General features: G+C 45.0%; 16 protein-coding genes. 2 read left to right on the top strand and 14 right to left on the bottom strand.

The window, feature by feature from the left end:
- Positions 1-4: 4 nt before the first annotated feature.
- Positions 5-2062 carry a BatA domain-containing protein gene (locus tag HDC91_RS03145; protein WP_183548372.1) on the bottom strand — a complete coding sequence of 686 codons (2058 nt, stop codon included), beginning with the start codon at positions 2060-2062 and terminating at the stop codon, positions 5-7.
- Between the two features lie 118 nt (positions 2063-2180).
- Between HDC91_RS03145 and HDC91_RS03150 the strand changes: the two genes are divergently transcribed.
- Positions 2181-2924: a DUF72 domain-containing protein gene (locus HDC91_RS03150; RefSeq protein WP_221262095.1), complete on the top strand. Its 744-nt coding sequence runs from the start codon at positions 2181-2183 to the stop codon at positions 2922-2924.
- Here the strand turns inward: HDC91_RS03150 and HDC91_RS03155 are convergent.
- The 12 genes from HDC91_RS03155 to HDC91_RS03210 form a co-directional block, all read right to left on the bottom strand.
- Positions 2902-3189, bottom strand: a complete 288-nt coding sequence (locus tag HDC91_RS03155; protein WP_183548374.1) for a hypothetical protein — start codon at positions 3187-3189, stop codon at positions 2902-2904. The genes HDC91_RS03150 and HDC91_RS03155 overlap by 23 nt on opposite strands.
- Positions 3190-3252: 63 nt before the next feature.
- Positions 3253-3996 carry a hypothetical protein gene (locus HDC91_RS03160; RefSeq protein WP_183548376.1) on the bottom strand — a complete coding sequence of 248 codons (744 nt, stop codon included), beginning with the start codon at positions 3994-3996 and terminating at the stop codon, positions 3253-3255.
- 16 nt (positions 3997-4012) lie between these two features.
- Positions 4013-6328: a family 20 glycosylhydrolase gene (locus tag HDC91_RS03165; RefSeq protein ID WP_183548378.1), complete on the bottom strand. Its 2316-nt coding sequence runs from the start codon at positions 6326-6328 to the stop codon at positions 4013-4015.
- Between the two features lie 210 nt (positions 6329-6538).
- Entirely contained in the window at positions 6539-7495 is a 957-nt protein-coding gene (gene trxB, locus HDC91_RS03170) for a thioredoxin-disulfide reductase (protein WP_183548380.1), read from the bottom strand.
- A gap of 144 nt (positions 7496-7639) precedes the next feature.
- The gene (locus HDC91_RS03175; protein WP_183548382.1) at positions 7640-8815 is read right to left on the bottom strand and encodes a dipeptidase; all 1176 of its coding nucleotides are present in this window, start codon (positions 8813-8815) and stop codon (positions 7640-7642) included.
- A gap of 138 nt (positions 8816-8953) precedes the next feature.
- Positions 8954-10582, bottom strand: coding sequence for an acyl-CoA carboxylase subunit beta (locus HDC91_RS03180; RefSeq protein WP_183548384.1), 1629 nt, complete (start codon positions 10580-10582; stop codon positions 8954-8956).
- A gap of 122 nt (positions 10583-10704) precedes the next feature.
- The gene (locus tag HDC91_RS03185; RefSeq protein WP_183548386.1) at positions 10705-11289 is read right to left on the bottom strand and encodes a TIGR00730 family Rossman fold protein; all 585 of its coding nucleotides are present in this window, start codon (positions 11287-11289) and stop codon (positions 10705-10707) included.
- 95 nt (positions 11290-11384) lie between these two features.
- Entirely contained in the window at positions 11385-12854 is a 1470-nt protein-coding gene (gene guaB / locus HDC91_RS03190; protein ID WP_183548388.1) for an IMP dehydrogenase, read from the bottom strand.
- Between the two features lie 173 nt (positions 12855-13027).
- Positions 13028-13348: a four helix bundle protein gene (locus tag HDC91_RS03195; RefSeq protein WP_370576804.1), complete on the bottom strand. Its 321-nt coding sequence runs from the start codon at positions 13346-13348 to the stop codon at positions 13028-13030.
- Between the two features lie 103 nt (positions 13349-13451).
- Positions 13452-14735 (bottom strand): pitrilysin family protein, encoded by a 1284-nt coding sequence (locus HDC91_RS03200; protein ID WP_183548390.1) that lies wholly within the window; start codon positions 14733-14735, stop codon positions 13452-13454.
- Between the two features lie 98 nt (positions 14736-14833).
- On the bottom strand, positions 14834-16114 hold the full coding sequence (locus HDC91_RS03205) for a pitrilysin family protein (protein WP_183548392.1): 1281 nt from the start codon (positions 16112-16114) through the stop codon (positions 14834-14836).
- Positions 16115-16252: 138 nt separating this feature from the next.
- Entirely contained in the window at positions 16253-16558 is a 306-nt protein-coding gene (locus HDC91_RS03210; protein ID WP_162432250.1) for a DUF3175 domain-containing protein, read from the bottom strand.
- Positions 16559-16622: 64 nt separating this feature from the next.
- Between HDC91_RS03210 and HDC91_RS03215 the strand changes: the two genes are divergently transcribed.
- The gene (locus HDC91_RS03215) at positions 16623-17186 is read left to right on the top strand and encodes a hypothetical protein (RefSeq protein ID WP_183548393.1); all 564 of its coding nucleotides are present in this window, start codon (positions 16623-16625) and stop codon (positions 17184-17186) included.
- A gap of 52 nt (positions 17187-17238) precedes the next feature.
- On the opposite strand, the gene HDC91_RS03220 is transcribed toward HDC91_RS03215, so the two are convergent.
- Positions 17239-17583: a phosphoribosylpyrophosphate synthetase gene (locus tag HDC91_RS03220; protein WP_183548395.1), complete on the bottom strand. Its 345-nt coding sequence runs from the start codon at positions 17581-17583 to the stop codon at positions 17239-17241.
- Between the last annotated feature and the right edge of the window lie 99 nt (positions 17584-17682).

Below are 17682 nucleotides of genomic sequence, written 5' to 3' on the forward strand. Positions count from 1 at the left end.
GGGTTTAGTTGGTATCCCGTGTTTGCCAAATGCTTGTTTTGTTGGTTTTATAATACCTTATAAGCAAAGTTTCGGCGGCCAGAAATACCAGGGCCAAAATTATACAAAGTTTCCATAATTGAAGCCCTGAATTTGCAACGCCGGCAATACTCTCGTCATTTAATTTGTTGCCGCTTAAAACAACTGCGTTTTTAGGCAGCAAATTTTCCAAACCGGCCCTGGTAAGGTACGATAGATCAGATTCTGTACGGTTATCATTGAATGCCAAAACTGCTGCGGTGCTATCCTGCTTTCTCAGCTCATAAGTTCCGGCCTCTGCAAGTTGTTCAGGAAAGTAAAGCATAGTGCTTCCCTCCTGCTGCCTAACATCGGGAATGATGGTTCCATTGCCTTTGACCAGCTTTACCATCTGTTTTTCTGTGGATTGTAACGGAACTGTTTCTATCGGGTCGTTACTTCCCAAAGTATAAAACAATGGCTGATCGTGTCCGCTTAGCAGGGCTATTCTGAACATTACAGGCACAAATAAGGCGTGAACAGGCAGATTGCTAAAATCTTCGTTTAACGCCACGGCAGCAACATACACCCTGCCTTTAGCAAAGGCTGAACCCTGCCAAAATGTTTGGCCGGCCTGCATCCTCATCAGGTATTCGCCGGGAGCACGGCCTGCATTCAAACTATAATACTTTTTTACTACCGGCAGATCGGGGTTGTTGGGTATGGATTCAAATATGCTTTTAAAAACCACATTATGCAGGTTAAGGGCCGATACTTTTGTAGCCTCTGTTTTTAACACTTCAGGATATGCCGCACCCATTGGTTGTAAAAAAGCTTTGTAACTGCTGATATCCGCATCAGCAGACGGAAATACAAGTAGCGTACCACCCTTACTCACATAAGTTTTTAGCTGTTGGGCCAAACCGGCGGATACGGTTTTTATGTCGCTTACAACAATAAGCGGCCAGGCGTTTAAACCGGCATAATCTACATTCCCGTCAATAACCTCTTTTGGCTCAAAAAAAGCGTCTGCAGCAAATAATGCTCTTAAATATTTATTAGGTATACCGCCATTGATAAGCAGTACGGGCAGTTTGTAGTTGACCTTAAAGGTAAAATAGAACTTATTATCAAAAGTAACGGGGTTGTCCTGCAATTGTATCTCTCCACGCTGCCATCCGCCCTGCAGGCCTGAAAATGACAGTGTATCGTTTTGTGATGAACGCGCGCCGATAGTAAAACTGCCGATAGCTTTTTGCACACCGTTGATCAATAGCCTAAGCGGTATTTTTTCGGCGGGTTTATCGGCGTAGTTTTTTAATCTTACCACTATTTTTTCGCTTTCGTTCGGACGATGTGTAGCACTCAACATCCATACAGAATCAACGGCCACATTTGGCAATGCATTCGCCTTAAGCTGCACAAGGCTTACCGGGTACCCGGGATTTACACCACTTGATGAGCCCTTAATATTCTTTTGAAAATCGGAGATAATATAACTATGTTTTGGCGCGCCTGCCTGCATATTCAGCAAACTTTGCTGTCTTGCTACAATTTGGTTGATATCTCTGCTTCGCGGACTTATTTTTACAGCATCCACCGCATCATCAAATTCCGTGCGGTTAAGCATTCGCTGGTGCTTGCCTTCAAAATCCAGGGTCAGCAGTTGAAACCGGTCATTGATGGAATAAGCAGCGGCAATTTGTTTGGCTTTTTGCTTAGCCTCGTCAAGTAATGTACCCTCGCGGTTTAGGGTTTGCATAGAGCTTGAATTATCCACAAATACACTTACTGCCTGCTGTTTGCCCGGGTTGCCCTGGCTTTTACCCGCTATATAAGGTCTTGCAAAAGCAAGTACTAAAAATAATAACGCCAATAATCGCGAGGCTAAGATCAAACGCTCTTTTAAATTACGCCGGCTTGCCTGCTGTTCCTGCACCTCTTTTAAGAACTGTACATTGCTAAACAATACCTTTTTGTAGCGCCTGAAATTAAACAGGTGAACAATAATCGGAATAGCCAGTGTTAACAGTGCAAATAAAAAAGCGGGATATAAAAAATGCATTAATGCTATGCCTATTGGGTATATTACAAATTTGCAAATTTATGAGCAGATTTTAAGCTGCGACGCAAAAATCAAATTGCCTTGCAAACAAAAACGTCTGCCCGACTTTTGTATTATCATGGATTGGCATATCGGTTGTTCGGGCTTTCATTACAAGCATTGGCGTGGTACCTTTTACCCTCAAAAGCTGGCCATGACCAAATGGTTTGATTTTTACTACCAGCATTTTAGCACCCTGGAACTAAATGTTACCTTTTATCGTTTTCCTCAGCTATCATTTCTGCAAAACTGGTATCATAAAAGCCCGGCGGATTTCCGGTTCGCGCTGAAGGCGCCACGGGCTATTACACATTTTAAAAAATTTAATGATACCACCCGAATGCTGGGTGACTTTTACAGTACAATAAACGATGGTTTGCAGGATAAACTTGGCCCGGTGCTTTTTCAGATGCCGCCAAACTATAATTATACCGATGAGAAGCTTGGCAAAATACTTAAAGCCTTAAACCCCGCTTTTAATAATGTATTGGAGCCCCGGCACGTAAGCTGGTGGCGCGATGATATCTACAAAAAACTGGCCGACCACAATATTACCTTTTGTGGCATGAGCCACCCCTTATTGCCTGATGATGTGGTACAGAACACACCGGTTATCTATTACCGGTTTCATGGCGTACCTGATCTGTACAGGTCGCGTTATTCAAAAGCTTATTTGCAAAAAGTTGTAGATGCAGTTAAAGCCAACTCAAAAGCTAAACAGGGCTGGTTTTACTATAATAACGATGTTGAAACACACGCCGTTTACAACGCCAAAGAAATGATGGAAATAGTTGGCTTACCTACTCCTCTAACCGGTTTATAAGAAGCCCCAGGCCTGTTTTCACCTTCTTGACCAGGACGGCAAGATCTTCCGGTGAAAGACCTTTTTCCAGGTCTTCTTCGTTGATATCGTTCAATTTATCAAGAACGGTGTCTAATCGCAGGTCATGTTCTTTATTAAGGTTATCGCCATCCAGTTCCAATACAACAAATAAATTTGAAAGACGCTGATAATACATATCGGTGGTAAGCATTCCCAGGTTATAATATTCAAACTTAAGCCTGTATAAAAATTCTTCTAATATCATCAGTCGTAAATAAAACAGGTGGCTTAGTAATTACAGCTAAACCACCTGTTATACCATATTTGCCTATCCTCTGTGTCTGCGACGTTTCTTTTTAGGTTCGGCGTGCTTACGTTTTTTTGATTTGCTAACCGTTTGCTGCTTTTCAGGTTCGGGTTGCTTTACAACAGCAGCTTTATTATCATCTATCGTGGCGGAATCCGTACTAAGCTGTTTTACCGTAAAATTGTTGCTTCGCAAGCTATACTCCAACTGCCGTTTCGCGCCGGTTGGCTTTGCTGATGCACTACTGCCATCATATACCGGGAACTCGCGGATCAGTTTGCCTTCCCGTATATAAAAGTCGTCGTTACCCCTGTATCCCCTGCGTTGCGTATTGGTCAGCTTCGGAAAATCGAGTTTATGAGCATCATTGTTATTGAACTCAAAAGCATAAATCTTAGTGTAATTCACCGTATCCTTCCCTTTAGCCTGAATAAGTATCTCGGGGTTGCCGTCAACATCCATATCAGCATTATATACGTCAGTAATTTCGCCGTCAAGGTCGCCCGTGGTAGTGGTGTACTTCATACCTGATGAATCGGAATGCAAAATAGCAAACGCCCCGATTTGCGATGACCCTCTGCCCCAGCTCAATACATCGTATGTTTGCCCGGGCGACACTTCAATTGCCTTATGGAAACGAAATGGTGCCATAACAGCAGGCTTTGCCGCCACAGGCGCACTTCTAACAGGCTTTTTATCATCGCCGCCGCAGGCCGCAATTAATGCGCAAACTGCTGATATGAATAAATAGTTCCTAAAATTCATACAGTGAATATAGCTATTAATTATACATCATATCCGGTGATATCTCACCTTTTGGCTTACCCGGGATGGTCATGTAAACGCGCAGGCCGCTGCCCGATGAATTGGCATCTACATATTTAATGGTGATCTTATGGTAGCCTTTTAACAATGGTATAGCGCCCTGCTGCTCAACCGTACCGGTACGGCCGTCATTATCAACAATAGGCACGTCATCGATCAGTAAAACGGAACCATTTGATGACTGGGTTGAAAAATTGTAGGTACCATCTACGTCGGCCTTGATATACCCGTAAAATACTACGCCATATTTATTGAACGCCTTTTTGAAAGCGCTTAGCGCTGTGCTGAAGCTTTTGGCTATACCGGTATCAATTACGGCAGCGGGATTGATTTGAGTAGTATTTACATATGTGCCCGCCGATGCCTGGTACTTTAAGCCAGGCGTATTACCTGTGTATTGTACAGGTGCCAGCGGTGCCTTGTTAAACACCTTGGCCGCGGTAACTACGCTGCGCTTGCCGGATGGCGTTATTACAATGGTTTTCAGGTCGCGGTATTCGTCGGGCGGTATCGGGTACGTCATTGGCCTGGTATATAACAATTCGGTTTCCCTTGGCGTGTAGCCATCAATAGTATAATATACCTTGGCACCCGTTACCGGCGATTTAAGGTTAACCGTCATGGAAGAACCTATCATTACAGTATCAACAGCGCCAATGGCAGCAGGTACCCGGTAATTATATCCTTCTTTATCAAAACGTGCTAAATGATCAGGCAAGCGCGTTTCCGAAAAGTCCTTAAAGTTTTTGTTCGCTACAGGTGTCCAAGCCACTTCAGATAAGGCCAGCATGCGCGGCAACAGCATATATTCCACTTTTGCATCGGTGGTGATATACTCTGTCCAGAGGTTGGCTTGTACACCTTTTATGTACTTTTGCTGGTCAGGGGTTAGTGCTGCAGGTGTGGGGTTATACGCGTAAGTTTTGTTTATGGGCGCATTGCCGCCTATACCTACAGGTTCCTGGTTTAATTTGCCTTGTGCATGATCCAGGTAAAGGCCCTGGCTGCTCGGCGTCATGATCACATCATGATGTTGTTTGGCGGCCTCTATACCACCTTCTTCACCACGCCAGCTCATTACAGTAGCATTTGGTGCAAGGCCGCCTTCCAATATTTCGTCCCATCCTATAATGCTGCGGCCTTTACTGTTTACAAACTTCTCCATCCGTTGGATGAAGTAGCTTTGCAAGCCATGCTCATCTTTTAATTTAAGGCGTTTTATCAGATCCTGGCAAAACTTCGACTGTTTCCAAACATCTTTGGGCGCTTCGTCGCCGCCAATGTGAATGTATTTGCTTGGAAACAGATCTATTACCTCGGTCAATACATCCTGCAAGAAGCTAAAGGTTTTTTCGGAAGGGCAATAGATGTTGTTAAATACTCCCCATTTACCTGTAACCTCATACTTGATGCGGGGATCGCAGCTTAACTCGGGGTAAGCCGACAATGCCGCCAGGGCGTGGCCCGGCATTTCAATTTCGGGCACAATGGTAATATAGCGGTCGGCAGCATATTTGATTACATCGCGTATCTGATCTTGTGTGTAGAAACCCGATACCGGTACACCATCATATTGCAGCGGTGTTCGGTCGCGGTAGTTACCTATAACGCTTTCCTTGCGGGTGCTGCCAACAGTAGTTAGCTTCGGATATTTTTTGATCTCGATGCGCCATCCCTGATCGTCTGTTAAATGCCAGTGAAAAGTGTTTAGTTTATAAGCGGCCATCAGGTCGATATATTTCTTGACAAACTCTACCGAGAAAAAATGGCGGCATACATCAAGCATCATGCCCCTGTAGCCAAAACGGGGGTAATCTTCGATGGTTACGGCGGGCAATTTTGCTGTAGCGCCCCGCTCAAGCGGTATTAATTGAATTAATGTTTGTATACCGTAAAATAAACCGGCGCCTTTGCCCGCAACTGTTATTTGCTGCGGGGTAATTGTTAAGCGGTAGCCTTCGGCGGGCAGGTTTTCTGTACCTGTTGATGTTAAATATATGCTGGTTGTACTAACCCGTGCATTTCTTAAAGCTACCTGCTTGTTATAAGCCATATGATCGGCTAAGTAGGCCGAGAAGAACTGCACAGCTTTATTGTTTGGCGTATCGGCTTGTATAATGGTCTCCTGGCTCAAAATAAATTCGCCGGGGGCTTTTTTCACCGACACCGGTGCAGGGATAATTCCTGCGTATGGGTCATTGTCCTGGGCGTTAACAATAATTGTTGAGGTTATCAAAAATGCAAGCAGTATTGCAGATATCTTTTTATTCATAAGAAAAATAGAAACAGGTGTATAAATGAGGTCGTAATTTAACATTATTTAAAAATAATGTACCATTATAACCCAAAAATTACACAAACAGAAACAAAAAAGCCGCATCCTTATTAAGAATGCGGCTTTTTAAAATATTTTAATTAGAGACAAGAGATTGGATAATAGAGATTATTTAGATCATAAATCCGATCTCTTACTAATCGCTGATTACGCTGTCACAACATGCTCTTTAGCAGCCAGATAACGCTCGGCATCTATAGCTGCCATGCAACCGGTGCCGGCGGCAGTAACTGCCTGGCGATAGATATGATCTTGCGCATCGCCGCAACAAAACACACCTTCTATATTTGTTTCGGTTGATCCGGGGCGGGTGATAATGTAACCTGTTTCATCCATATTTATAACCCCGCGAAAGATATCGGTATTTGGTTTGTGGCCTATGGCAACAAAAAAACCGGTAACGTCAAGTGTCCTGCCTTCATTTGTTTGATTATTGCAAACCTTAACCGCGTTAACGCTTTGGCCGTCGCCCAATATCTCAATAGTTTCGGTGTTGTATAATACTTCAATATTTGGCGTGTTTAAAACGCGGTGCACCATTGCTTTTGAAGCGCGGAACTCGTCGCGGCGAACGATCATGTATACCTTGCGGCAAAGTTTAGCCAGATAAGTTGCTTCTTCGGCAGCGGTATCCCCCGCACCTACAATAGCTACGTCCTGTCCTTTAAAGAAAAAACCGTCGCAAACGGCGCAGGCCGATACCCCAAAACCACTGTATTTTTGTTCAGACTCTAAACCCAGCCATTTTGCTGATGCGCCGGTAGATATAATAACGGTATCGGCCAGGATGGTTTTACTTTCGTCCACTGTCACCTTATGCGGCAATGACGAAAAATCAACTGAACTTACATATCCAAAACGGATGTCGGTACCCAGGCGCTCGGCCTGTTTACGAAAGTCTTCCATCATTTCGGGGCCCATTATACCGTCAGGATAGCCAGGAAAGTTCTCTACCTCGGTGGTTTGGGTAAGCTGCCCGCCGGCAAGCATACCGGTGTACATAACAGGGCGAAGGTCGGCACGTGAAGCATAAATAGCTGCGGTATAACCCGCCGGGCCCGACCCTATAATAAGGCATTTTACGTGTTCAATATCTTGTGACATTTGTATCTTTAAGTGAAGTGCGAATTTAAGATTTATACATGAGTGCGCCAATAGGTAATAGTCAACATACTGCCATACCTTGATGACTATTTACCAACATACCTCATGATAGTTTGTCGCTTTTTGTTGAGTTACCTTACAGTGTCAACGCCCAACATTGGCCTTTAATACCCTGATGAAATTACCGCCTAATATTTTGTAAATGTCTTTTTTACTGTAGTTCAGTTTAAGCAACTCCGCGGTTATCTTAGGGTAATCGGTAACGCCGTTTAATCCAAGCGGGTATGATTCTGCCCCGTCAAAATCCGAGCCGATACCCACGTGATCGGCCCCAATAAGTTTCACCATATAGTCGAGATGCTTAACAAGCATGCTCAGCGGTGGCCTGAACTGGTCAGATTCCGCTTTGTTGATCACATTCAGTCGGATGCTGGCCAGGTCATAGTCGTTATATATTTTTATTAACGAATCAAGCTCGGTTTTATGTTTTACAAGGTATGCCTCGTGGCGGGCGTCATAAGCACTGTCAATAAAACCACTGTAAAAATTCAGAAACACCACTCCCCCATTTTTTGCAATAGCCTTTAGCTGGTAGTCTTTTAAGTTTCGACGGTGTGGATTTAGCGCGTAAACACAGCTATGCGATGCGATAACCGGTTTGGTAGTAATGGCCATAACATCGTTAAAGGTTTGTTCGCCGGGGTGCGACAGGTCTATCATCACGCCCAAATCATTCAGTTTTTTAACCACCTGCTTGCCAAAATCAGTAAGGCCTTTATGTTTTAAGGTATCACTATGTAACACCTCGTCACGGGCGGATGATGCCCAACTGGTGCTGTTGTTCCAGGTCAAGGTCAGGTAGGTCATGCCGCGTTTGTGCAAGCTGTCAATATAATCCAGCCTGTCCTCTATCATATGGCCGCCTTCTACACCTATCATGGCGGCCAGCTTATTTTGTTTTACGGCTTTCTGGAGGTCGGCAGCATTACGCACCAACTGTATTTTATTTGGATAACGTTTAATAAGCGCGTCTAACGAATCTATTTCGCGATTTGCATAAGCATACGCTGTCCCGTGGCCATATTGGTCTCCGCACCAGATGGAAAAAACCTGTACATCCAAGCCGCCGGTTTTAGCGCGGGGTATATCGAAATTGCCTGTAGTTTGCGCTTTACCCAGGTCGGCCCCGGTGATAAGCTGGTTTGAAATAGCATCATTATGGGTGTCTATCAGGATAGCCTTTTGATGGATTTTATTAACATCCTGAGCAGATGCGGTTAGTGCTGATAGCAGGAATAGCGGTAATAGCAGCTTTTTCATTTTTTGAAGGTATGAAAAAAACCTGTCATTACGAGCGATAGCGGGGCAATCTCATTAGGACTGCCCGGCGGAATCGCATGAATGAATTCCTTAAGAAGATTGCCACGTGGCATCGCCTCGCAATGACGTGGAGGGATACTACGTTTGTATTATCCCCACATTAAAAGCTTTTTCTATCGGCGCGTGGTTAGCGGCTTCTATGCCCATTGATATTACTTTCCGGGTCTCCAACGGGTCGATAATACCATCTACCCAAAGCCTTGCCGCTGCGTAATATGGTGTGGTTTGCGCGTTATAGCGGTAGGTTGTTTGCTTTAGCAGCTCGGCTTCCTTTGCCTCGTCAACCACCTCGCCTTTTGCCTTTAAACCGGCCGATTGCATTTGCACCAGCACCTTAGCCGCCTGCGCGCCGCCCATTACAGCTATTTTTGCTGATGGCCAGGCGTAGATCAGCCGCGGATCGTAAGCCTTGCCGCACATGGCGTAGTTACCTGCACCGTACGAATTACCTATAACAATAGTGAATTTAGGGACTACGGAGTTTGATACCGCATTCACCATTTTAGCGCCGTCTTTGATGATGCCGCCATATTCGCTGCGGCTGCCTACCATAAAGCCGGTAACATCCTGCAAAAACACCAATGGTATCTTCTTTTGGTTACAATTCATGATAAAGCGGGTTGCCTTATCAGCCGAATCGGAATAGATAACCCCGCCAAACTGCATTTCGCCTTTTTTAGATTTGATAACCTTACGCTGGTTAGCCACAATACCTACCGCCCAGCCATCCACGCGGGCCAGCCCGCAAATGATAGATTGACCATAGCCAGCCTTATATTCTTCAAATTCCGAATTATCTATCAGGCGCTTGATGATCTCGTACATATCGTAGGCCTTTTCGCGGGTATCCGGCAATATTCCGTACATATCCTTTTCGTTTAGCTTAGGTGCAGCGGGTTTTATACGGTCGAAGCCGGCCTTATTATAATCGCCCACTTTGTTCATAATATTGCGGATAGAATCCAGGCAGGCCTTATCGTTGGGCTGTTTGTAATCGGTTACCCCCGATATCTCGCACTGTGTAGTCGCCCCGCCAAGTGTTTCATTGTCAACGTCTTCGCCGATAGCAGATTTAACCAGGTATGATCCCGCAAGGAAAACGGAACCTGTGCCTTCAACAATCATGGCCTCATCGCTCATGATAGGCAGGTAAGCCCCACCAGCCACACATGATCCCATAATGGCAGCTATCTGGATGATACCCATACTGCTCATGATGGCATTATTACGGAATATGCGGCCAAAGTGCTCTTTATCAGGGAATATCTCGTCCTGCAAAGGCAGGTACACACCCGCCGAGTCAACCAGATAGATGATTGGCAGGCGGTTTTCCATGGCAATTTCCTGGGCGCGCAGGTTCTTTTTAGCCGTTATTGGGAACCATGCTCCGGCCTTTACGGTAGCATCATTAGCTACTATAACGCACTGACGGCCAGCTATGTATCCTATACCACACACTACACCGCCGCTGGGGCAACCGCCATGATCGGCGTACATGCCGTCGGCGGTGAAGGCACCAACCTCAAGCCAGGGTTTGTCATCGTCTATCAGATAGGCAATACGCTCACGGGCAAGCAGTTTACCCTTCTCTTTTTGCTTAGCTGCGGCTTTTTCGCCCCCGCCGAGGTATATTTTTTTGAGCCTTGTGTTAAATTCGTAAACGAGCTGTTTGTTAACATCCTCATTTTTATTGAATTCCAGATCCATACATGTTTTATAATAGGTTATGTAATTTTAGGAAAATTAATCAGAAGATAACCTATCCATGATGAATTTATTATGCATGCATAATAAATAAGTTAGAAAATTCTTGAGAAAATTGAAGAAAATTACGTAAAATTCTGGTCTTTAAACCAAACTTCCTCAGGTCTTATGATGATGTTATCCATCAGGTTGACCAGTTCTATCGGGTCGGCAGAAGTGAGTATTAATTTACGGTTGGCGGGCTTAAGATAGCGCTGCTCAACCATAGCATCCATCTGCTGTAAAAGCAGATCGTAAAAACCGTTGACGTTCAGGATGCCAACCGGATGGTTGTGCAAGCCGAGCTGCAGCCAGGTAAGCACCTCAAAAAATTCTTCGAGCGTACCAATGCCGCCGGGAAGCATCATGATACCATCGCACAGGTCGTTCATCATTTGCTTGCGCTGGTGCATGTTGTCCACAATATGCAGTTTGGTGATACCGGTGTGGCCCACTTCCTTATCAATCAAAAACTTAGGCATAACGCCTATCACTTCTCCGCCCCTGCCCATCACTGCATCGGCCAGCAGACCCATGATGCCAACATTGCCGCCACCGTAAATAAGCGTGATTTTTTTACTCACCATTACATCAGCCAATGTTTCAATGGCTTGTTTCAGTACAGGGTCGCCGTTGAAGTTGGCACCGCAGAAGATGCAAATGCTGCGCATGGTTATTGGTTGATTTTGTGAGTGGGGAGTGGTATAAAAATGGTTAATTAAATGAACAGCTAAAACTACTCACCTAATCAACCAATCGCTATTCACTACCTCGTATAATTCGGAGCTTCCTTAGTTATGGTAATATCGTGCGGGTGGCTTTCGCGCATGCCGGCTGCAGTGATACGCACAAATTTTGCTTTCTGCAGATCTTCGATATTAGCCGCACCGCAGTAGTGCATGCCGGCGCGTAAACCGCCAATATACTGATAAACTACCTCGGCCATGTTGCCTTTGAACGGCACGCGACCAACGATGCCTTCGGGAACCAGTTTGGTTACCACATCGGTCTCGTCCTGAAAGTAGCGGTCTTTTGAGCCCTTGGCCATGGCTTCGATAGAACCCATGCCGCGGTACGATTTAAACTTACGGCCTTCATATATAATGGTTTCACCAGGTGATTCCTCAACCCCGGCAAATAATGAACCTGCCATGATAGAGCTGGCCCCTGCCGCTATGGCTTTTACGATATCTCCGGTTTGTTTGATACCGCCATCGGCAATAACCGGGATGCCCGTGCCCTCAAGGGCTTTAGCGCATTCATAAATGGCGTAAAGCTGCGGCACACCCACGCCGGCTATAATACGGGTTGTACAGATAGAGCCCGGGCCAATACCTACCTTCACAGCATCGGCACCAGCATCGGCAAGTGCCCTGGCAGCATCTGCAGTGGCAATGTTACCGGCAATTACCTGCAAGTCGGGATGTAGCTGTTTAACGGCCCTTACCATATCTATAACCCCTTTTGAGTGGCCATGGGCAGTATCAACCGTAATAACGTCAACACCAGCCTTTACCAGGGCCGTAACGCGATCAATATTATCCGCAGCAACGCCAACCGCGGCGCCAACGCGCAGGCGGCCAAACTCATCCTTACAGGCATTAGGGAAGTTTTTAACTTTCTGAATATCTTTATAGGTAATTAAACCTACCAGTTTACCATCCTTATCAACAACCGGCAGTTTTTCTATTTTGTTATCCTGCAATATAGCAGCAGCATCCTGCAAGGTTGTGCCCTGGGGCGCAACTATCAGGTTTGTTTTGGTCATTACATCTTTAACCGCAACGGTAAGGTCCTTTTGAAAGCGAAGGTCGCGGTTGGTAATGATGCCTTTTAATTTTCGCCCGGATGATATAACCGGGATACCGCCTATACTATTTTCGCGCATAATATTAACCGCGTCGGAAAGTAAAGCATCTTCCGACAGCGTAACCGGTTCCATGATCATGCCGCTTTCAGACCGTTTAACCTTGCGCACTTCGTCCGCCTGGGCCTGTATGGTCATGTTTTTATGCAGCATGCCGATGCCGCCTGCCTGGGCAATAGCAATAGCCAGGCCTGCTTCGGTTACGGTATCCATCGCAGCCGAAATGATGGGGATATTTAAACGAATCTTTTTTGTTAAAAAAGTACTGGTATTTACCTCGCGAGGCAGTACTTCTGAATATGCGGGGAGTAACAGTACGTCGTCATAAGTTAATCCTTCGGCGACAAATTTGGATGGGTCTAACTGCATAGCAAATAATTATTTGGAGTTATTATTTGCCGGGCAAAGCTAATAAAATATTTCGGATTTCGGATGTTCGATTTCGGATTTACGTGATTCTGACAATTAGATGTTATCCTGTTATTTCGAACTTCGGACGTTCAATTTTGGATTTACATAATTTACTAATTTGAGATTAGTAACTATTTAATATTTTGCCTTGCGTTCTTTTGATTTTCTTTAGCTGTTTTACCAATGGCTGTGAATATTGCGGTTAATTCATTTGCTTCGTTTAGTAAAGGGGTGATTTTATCCGCGGAAACTAATCCCGACTCATGCATAACTTCAAGCCAAAACATAGCTTCATCAGCTTCTTCCTCGACTATAACAATTTTATTGATAAAATCAGGTAATGATTTTCCCCTGCAAGCTGCTCTATAATTTGCTCCAACCGAAGACGAGCTTCTTAGTAATTGATTAACTAAAACATTAAGTGCTTTCCCACTTGGGAGCGTATCACCAATTTAATGACATCAATAGTGAACTTTTTGGTCCGCCTTTTTAGTTCAATTTTATCCATTAAACAAATTTAAAAACATTAATAAATCCGAAATCGAACATCCGAAATCAATATTTCCCTACTATCACCTTATAAAAGCTATCAAAATCAAGGTATTTATTGGCCAATGTTTTCAATTCTTCGGCGGTGATATGTTTTACGGTTTGGGTGTAGCGTTCATAATAATCGTAATCTAAACCGGCAAAGTACAGGTTCTTGAATTTATCAGCATGCGACAGCACATTCTCCAGGCTGCCTAAAAGCGAACCCAGCATAAAGTTGCGTACCAACGATAGTTCTTCGTCGGGGATGAGGTCGGTTTTTAACCGGTTTACTTCCTTTTCTACTTCCATAACTGCTGCTTTACATACGTCGGCCCCTACTTCGGAAGCGATAAAGAACGAGCCCGTTTGCCTGAACGACGACATGCCCGAACCAATGCCGTATGTATATCCCTTATCCTCGCGGATGTTTGCCATTAACCGCGAACCAAAATATCCACCCAACACGGTGTTCAGCACCTGCAACGCCGGAAAATCCGGATGTGTGCGGTTTACAAAAGGCGTACCTATACGTATGGCCGATTGCAGCGCGTCGGGTTTATCAATATAAAAAAAGCGTTCGGCGGCGTGTTGCAACGGGGGCTGCGTAGTATCGGCAGCTGTGGCAGCACCTGCCCATTGTCCTTCAAAAGTGGCTGTCACCGTTTTTAAAATTTCGGGGTCGGCCTTGCCTGCAATAATAATACTACAGTTATGTGGCTGGTACATTTGTTTAAAATGCGCAAGCAGGTCTTCCCTTTTAAGCGATCTGAAGTCCTCCGGTTCGGCAGCCAGGCCATAAATAGTTTCGCCGTAAAGTGCCTTATTAAATACCCGCCGGGCCACAAAGTCGTTCTTTTGCAGGCTAACCTGCAACTTTTGCTGCTGGTTACGCGCAAAGGTTTCCAGTTCCTTTTCAGGGAAAATGGAATCCGTAAGAATATCTTTTACGACAGGCAAAGTAGCCTCCAGGTGCTTGGTAAGCGTAAACAGTGTTACCTGCGATTGATCGTAGCTATAGTCGACCTGCAGGAACGCGCCGTAAAAGTCTATTTTTTCGGCAATTTGCGCGGCGGTCAGTTTGGTTGTTCCCTCGGTAAGCATCGTATTCGCCGCAACGTTAAGCAGGGGTTTGGCCGGGTCAAACCGCAGGTTAGTAAATATCCACTCAATCCGTACCAGGTCAAGCGTACCTGAATTGAAAGTAAATACGTTGCAGCCATTGGCAAGCTTGGTGCTTTCAGGGTGTATCAGGTTTATATTTTCTACCCCGTTAAATTGCGGGGCTAAGGTTCTGTCTATTTTGCTCATTAAGTTATTTACTTTGCTATAATTGAATCATTTGCTTCACTATCATTGAGTCAATACCCGTTGCGGGAACGGAAAGAATGACGAAATGAAGCCAGTGACTAATGACCTGTACTTTCTGTTAATTCGGGTTCAGACAATTCAGTCTTTTCTGCCAGGTATATCAGTGTTGATGAGTTGTCTTTCCTGAAGATAAGATTGGCATATTCCTTTATCTGCCCGGCAGTTACTGCTAAAAACTTTTCCGATTCGTGATTAAAGTTTTCCGCATCGCCCATCAGCTCGTAAAACGCCAGGTTCATGGCTTTGTCTAAAAGCGACATTTCAGAAAACACCATGGTCGATTCGGTTTTGTTCTTCACCTTGGTCAACTCATCCGCGGGCACTTCTTCGTTCTTCAGTTTCTCCAGTTCGCCCCAAAGCGCCTCCTCGGCCTGCTCAATGCTAATATTTTCGAGCGGCTTCCCTTCCAGCACAAACATCCCTTTATCCAGGCTGCCGGTTATATAAGCGTGCACTTCGCTAAAAATTGGCTTTTCCTTCACCAAACCGCGGTACAGGCGCGATGAGTTTCCCCTTGAAAGAATATCAGACATTAGCTCCACAGCGTAGTAACTCTTATCTACACGTCCCTCCATCTGGAAGGCAATGTATACATCATTGAGCGGCACCTTGCCGGTAACAGTTTCGCGGCGTTCCTCGTGCTGGGCCTGTTCCTGCGGCAGGTTGCGCACGTATTTTTCCCCGGCCGGGATTGGGCCAAACCACTTTTCGGCCAGCAACTTTATATCTTCGGTCTTAACATCGCCGCCCACCACCAAAATGGCGTTTTGAGGGTTATAATGCTTTTTAAAAAATGCCTTTACATCCTCAATCCTGGCATCCTCGATGTGTTTTATGGTTTTACCTATAGTGGCCCAACGGTACGGGTGCTGCTTGTAAACCAACGGCCTAAGCTTTAACCAAACATCGCCGTAAGGCTGGTTCAGGTAACGCTGTTTAAACTCCTCTATCACCACGTTGCGCTGTACCTCCAGGCTTTTTTCGCTAAAGGCAAGGTTTAACATACGGTCGCTCTCCAGCCAAAAGCCCGTCTCGATGTTAGCCGATGGCAGGGTGATGTAATAGTTGGTTATATCGTTGCTGGTAAAGGCGTTGTTTTCACCCCCTACCCGTTGCAGCGGGCCGTCGTAATTTGGAATATTTATTGAGCCGCCAAACATCAGGTGCTCAAATAAATGCGCAAAACCGGTTTGTTCCGGGTCTTCATCGCGCGCGCCAACATCATATAAAATGTTAAGCACGGCCATTGGGGTTGTATTATCTTCATGAACAAGCACCTTAAGGCCATTGTCCAGTGTAAATCGATTGAATTTAACCATGTAATAACGATTATTTAACGGTAGGCAAATGTATAATTTTTGTTATGCCGTGTTGTAGAATAGCGTAACTTTTTACGCCGTTATGTATTATGACGGTTAAACGCGGGCTATGTTGCGCTAAATATATTTAGGCCGCACTTACTTTTCGTCGCGACCATATAACTTGCGTAGCTTATTTTTAGCCCGCTCCAATGGTTTCTTTTGAGTTTTAGTAAGGTTTTTACCTGCACGATTGATATAAAAATTAAGCATCGACATAGCGCTTTGAAAAGGTGAGCCTTTTCGCCTATGGCTTTTATCAGCCGAGTGCTTTAACGATTCTGCGATCTCTTCCGGATCTTTCGATTTAAAAACTTCACGATCAAGGTCGAGCGCGTCGCTGGTTTCGGTGACCTTACCCGACCATTTTTTGGCGCCCTTTTTTGTTGTATGTTTCGCAGCCATCACCCTTAATTTTTTATAATAAAGCGATATCACCGGCTAAAGTTTTATAATTTTATATTTTCTGATGGACGCCCCGCTCACCACCGACAAGCTTGCACACCTGCTAATGGCGGACCCTGCCAAAGGGTTTATTGAGCGATTATCAGCCCGGTTGATAGCGGAGAAATTTGACCTTGATAAGTTGATAGACCTTACCTTTCACCCCAACGCCCGGGTGGCTTTTCGTGCGGCGTGGCTGCTGGACGCCACCATGCTGGCCTCGCCCGAACTGTATGTAAACAGCCTGGAATACTTTGTAAAACGCATGAGCGAGGTAAGTAATGCCAGCTGCAAAAGGCATTATACCCGTATTATGATGCACCTTACCGCACCCGGCGCGCCCGAAGCTATCCGGTTGAAACTGGCGGCCATTGATATGGAAAGTGTGGTTGAACAATGTTTTGATTGGATGATAGACCCAAAGGTAAAGGTGGCCGTAAAAGTATTTGCGGCGGATACGCTGTTTAATTTACGCCATCGGTACGATTGGATAAAGGAAGAATTGGCTAACCAGGTGCAATTTATGCTGCGCGGTGGAGGTCCGGCCATACAGGTGAGAGGTAAGAAACTTTTAGCCGGTTTGCAGTGATAAGTAGGCGGTTTGCGGTTAAAACGCTAACCGCAAACCGCCTACTGCAAACTTACTGTGTTGGCCTATCTGTGCCGTGCAGGTTATTGCTAACCTGGTGATGGTGTAGCTTGGCGTGTATTGCAGACGAACTGTCGTCGGCGTAAGTGCCATACGCGTTTATCAGTATGCCTTTAAGGTTGTACTTTGCCGAACTGATGGCATATACAATAGCCATATCCGAAGGATTGCTTTGTCCTTCAAAACGATAAAATTCGTCTATTTCAAAGTCTTCAGCGCCCATATGTACGTTTTGCGATTTATCGTCTATGGTATCGCCTTCAAGGCTCAAATTGGCGGTATATCCCCTTTTTGTAAGGTCGTTAGTGGCATCCACTAAGGTTTCAAAATTTTTCATGGTAGTTGTGTTATGTAATTTGTGATAACGATTATACCACAAATAACCATAAAGGTGAATTGTTGTTTTACAATATAACGGTTGAATTTTATTGGATTG

It is taken from the genome of Mucilaginibacter sp. AK015 (genome assembly GCF_014200785.1).
Lineage (GTDB): Bacteria > Bacteroidota > Bacteroidia > Sphingobacteriales > Sphingobacteriaceae > Mucilaginibacter.

Excerpts from the sequence above, each read along its gene's own strand:
- HDC91_RS03175 (WP_183548382.1), bottom strand. The coding sequence starts at position 8,815 with ATGAAAAAGCTGCTATTACCGCTATTCCTGCTATCAGCACTAACCGCA.
- HDC91_RS03155 (WP_183548374.1), bottom strand. The coding sequence starts at position 3,189 with ATGATATTAGAAGAATTTTTATACAGGCTTAAGTTTGAATATTATAAC.
- guaB (WP_183548388.1), bottom strand. The coding sequence starts at position 12,854 with ATGCAGTTAGACCCATCCAAATTTGTCGCCGAAGGATTAACTTATGAC.
- HDC91_RS03145 (WP_183548372.1), bottom strand. The coding sequence starts at position 2,062 with ATGCATTTTTTATATCCCGCTTTTTTATTTGCACTGTTAACACTGGCT.
- HDC91_RS03165 (WP_183548378.1), bottom strand. The coding sequence starts at position 6,328 with ATGAATAAAAAGATATCTGCAATACTGCTTGCATTTTTGATAACCTCA.
- HDC91_RS03160 (WP_183548376.1), bottom strand. The coding sequence starts at position 3,996 with ATGAATTTTAGGAACTATTTATTCATATCAGCAGTTTGCGCATTAATT.
- HDC91_RS03210 (WP_162432250.1), bottom strand. The coding sequence starts at position 16,558 with ATGGCTGCGAAACATACAACAAAAAAGGGCGCCAAAAAATGGTCGGGT.
- HDC91_RS03150 (WP_221262095.1), top strand. The coding sequence starts at position 2,181 with ATGGATTGGCATATCGGTTGTTCGGGCTTTCATTACAAGCATTGGCGT.
- HDC91_RS03185 (WP_183548386.1), bottom strand. The coding sequence starts at position 11,289 with ATGCGCAGCATTTGCATCTTCTGCGGTGCCAACTTCAACGGCGACCCT.
- HDC91_RS03200 (WP_183548390.1), bottom strand. The coding sequence starts at position 14,735 with ATGAGCAAAATAGACAGAACCTTAGCCCCGCAATTTAACGGGGTAGAA.
- HDC91_RS03215 (WP_183548393.1), top strand. The coding sequence starts at position 16,623 with ATGGACGCCCCGCTCACCACCGACAAGCTTGCACACCTGCTAATGGCG.
- HDC91_RS03205 (WP_183548392.1), bottom strand. The coding sequence starts at position 16,114 with ATGGTTAAATTCAATCGATTTACACTGGACAATGGCCTTAAGGTGCTT.
- HDC91_RS03220 (WP_183548395.1), bottom strand. The coding sequence starts at position 17,583 with ATGAAAAATTTTGAAACCTTAGTGGATGCCACTAACGACCTTACAAAA.
- trxB (WP_183548380.1), bottom strand. The coding sequence starts at position 7,495 with ATGTCACAAGATATTGAACACGTAAAATGCCTTATTATAGGGTCGGGC.
- HDC91_RS03180 (WP_183548384.1), bottom strand. The coding sequence starts at position 10,582 with ATGGATCTGGAATTCAATAAAAATGAGGATGTTAACAAACAGCTCGTT.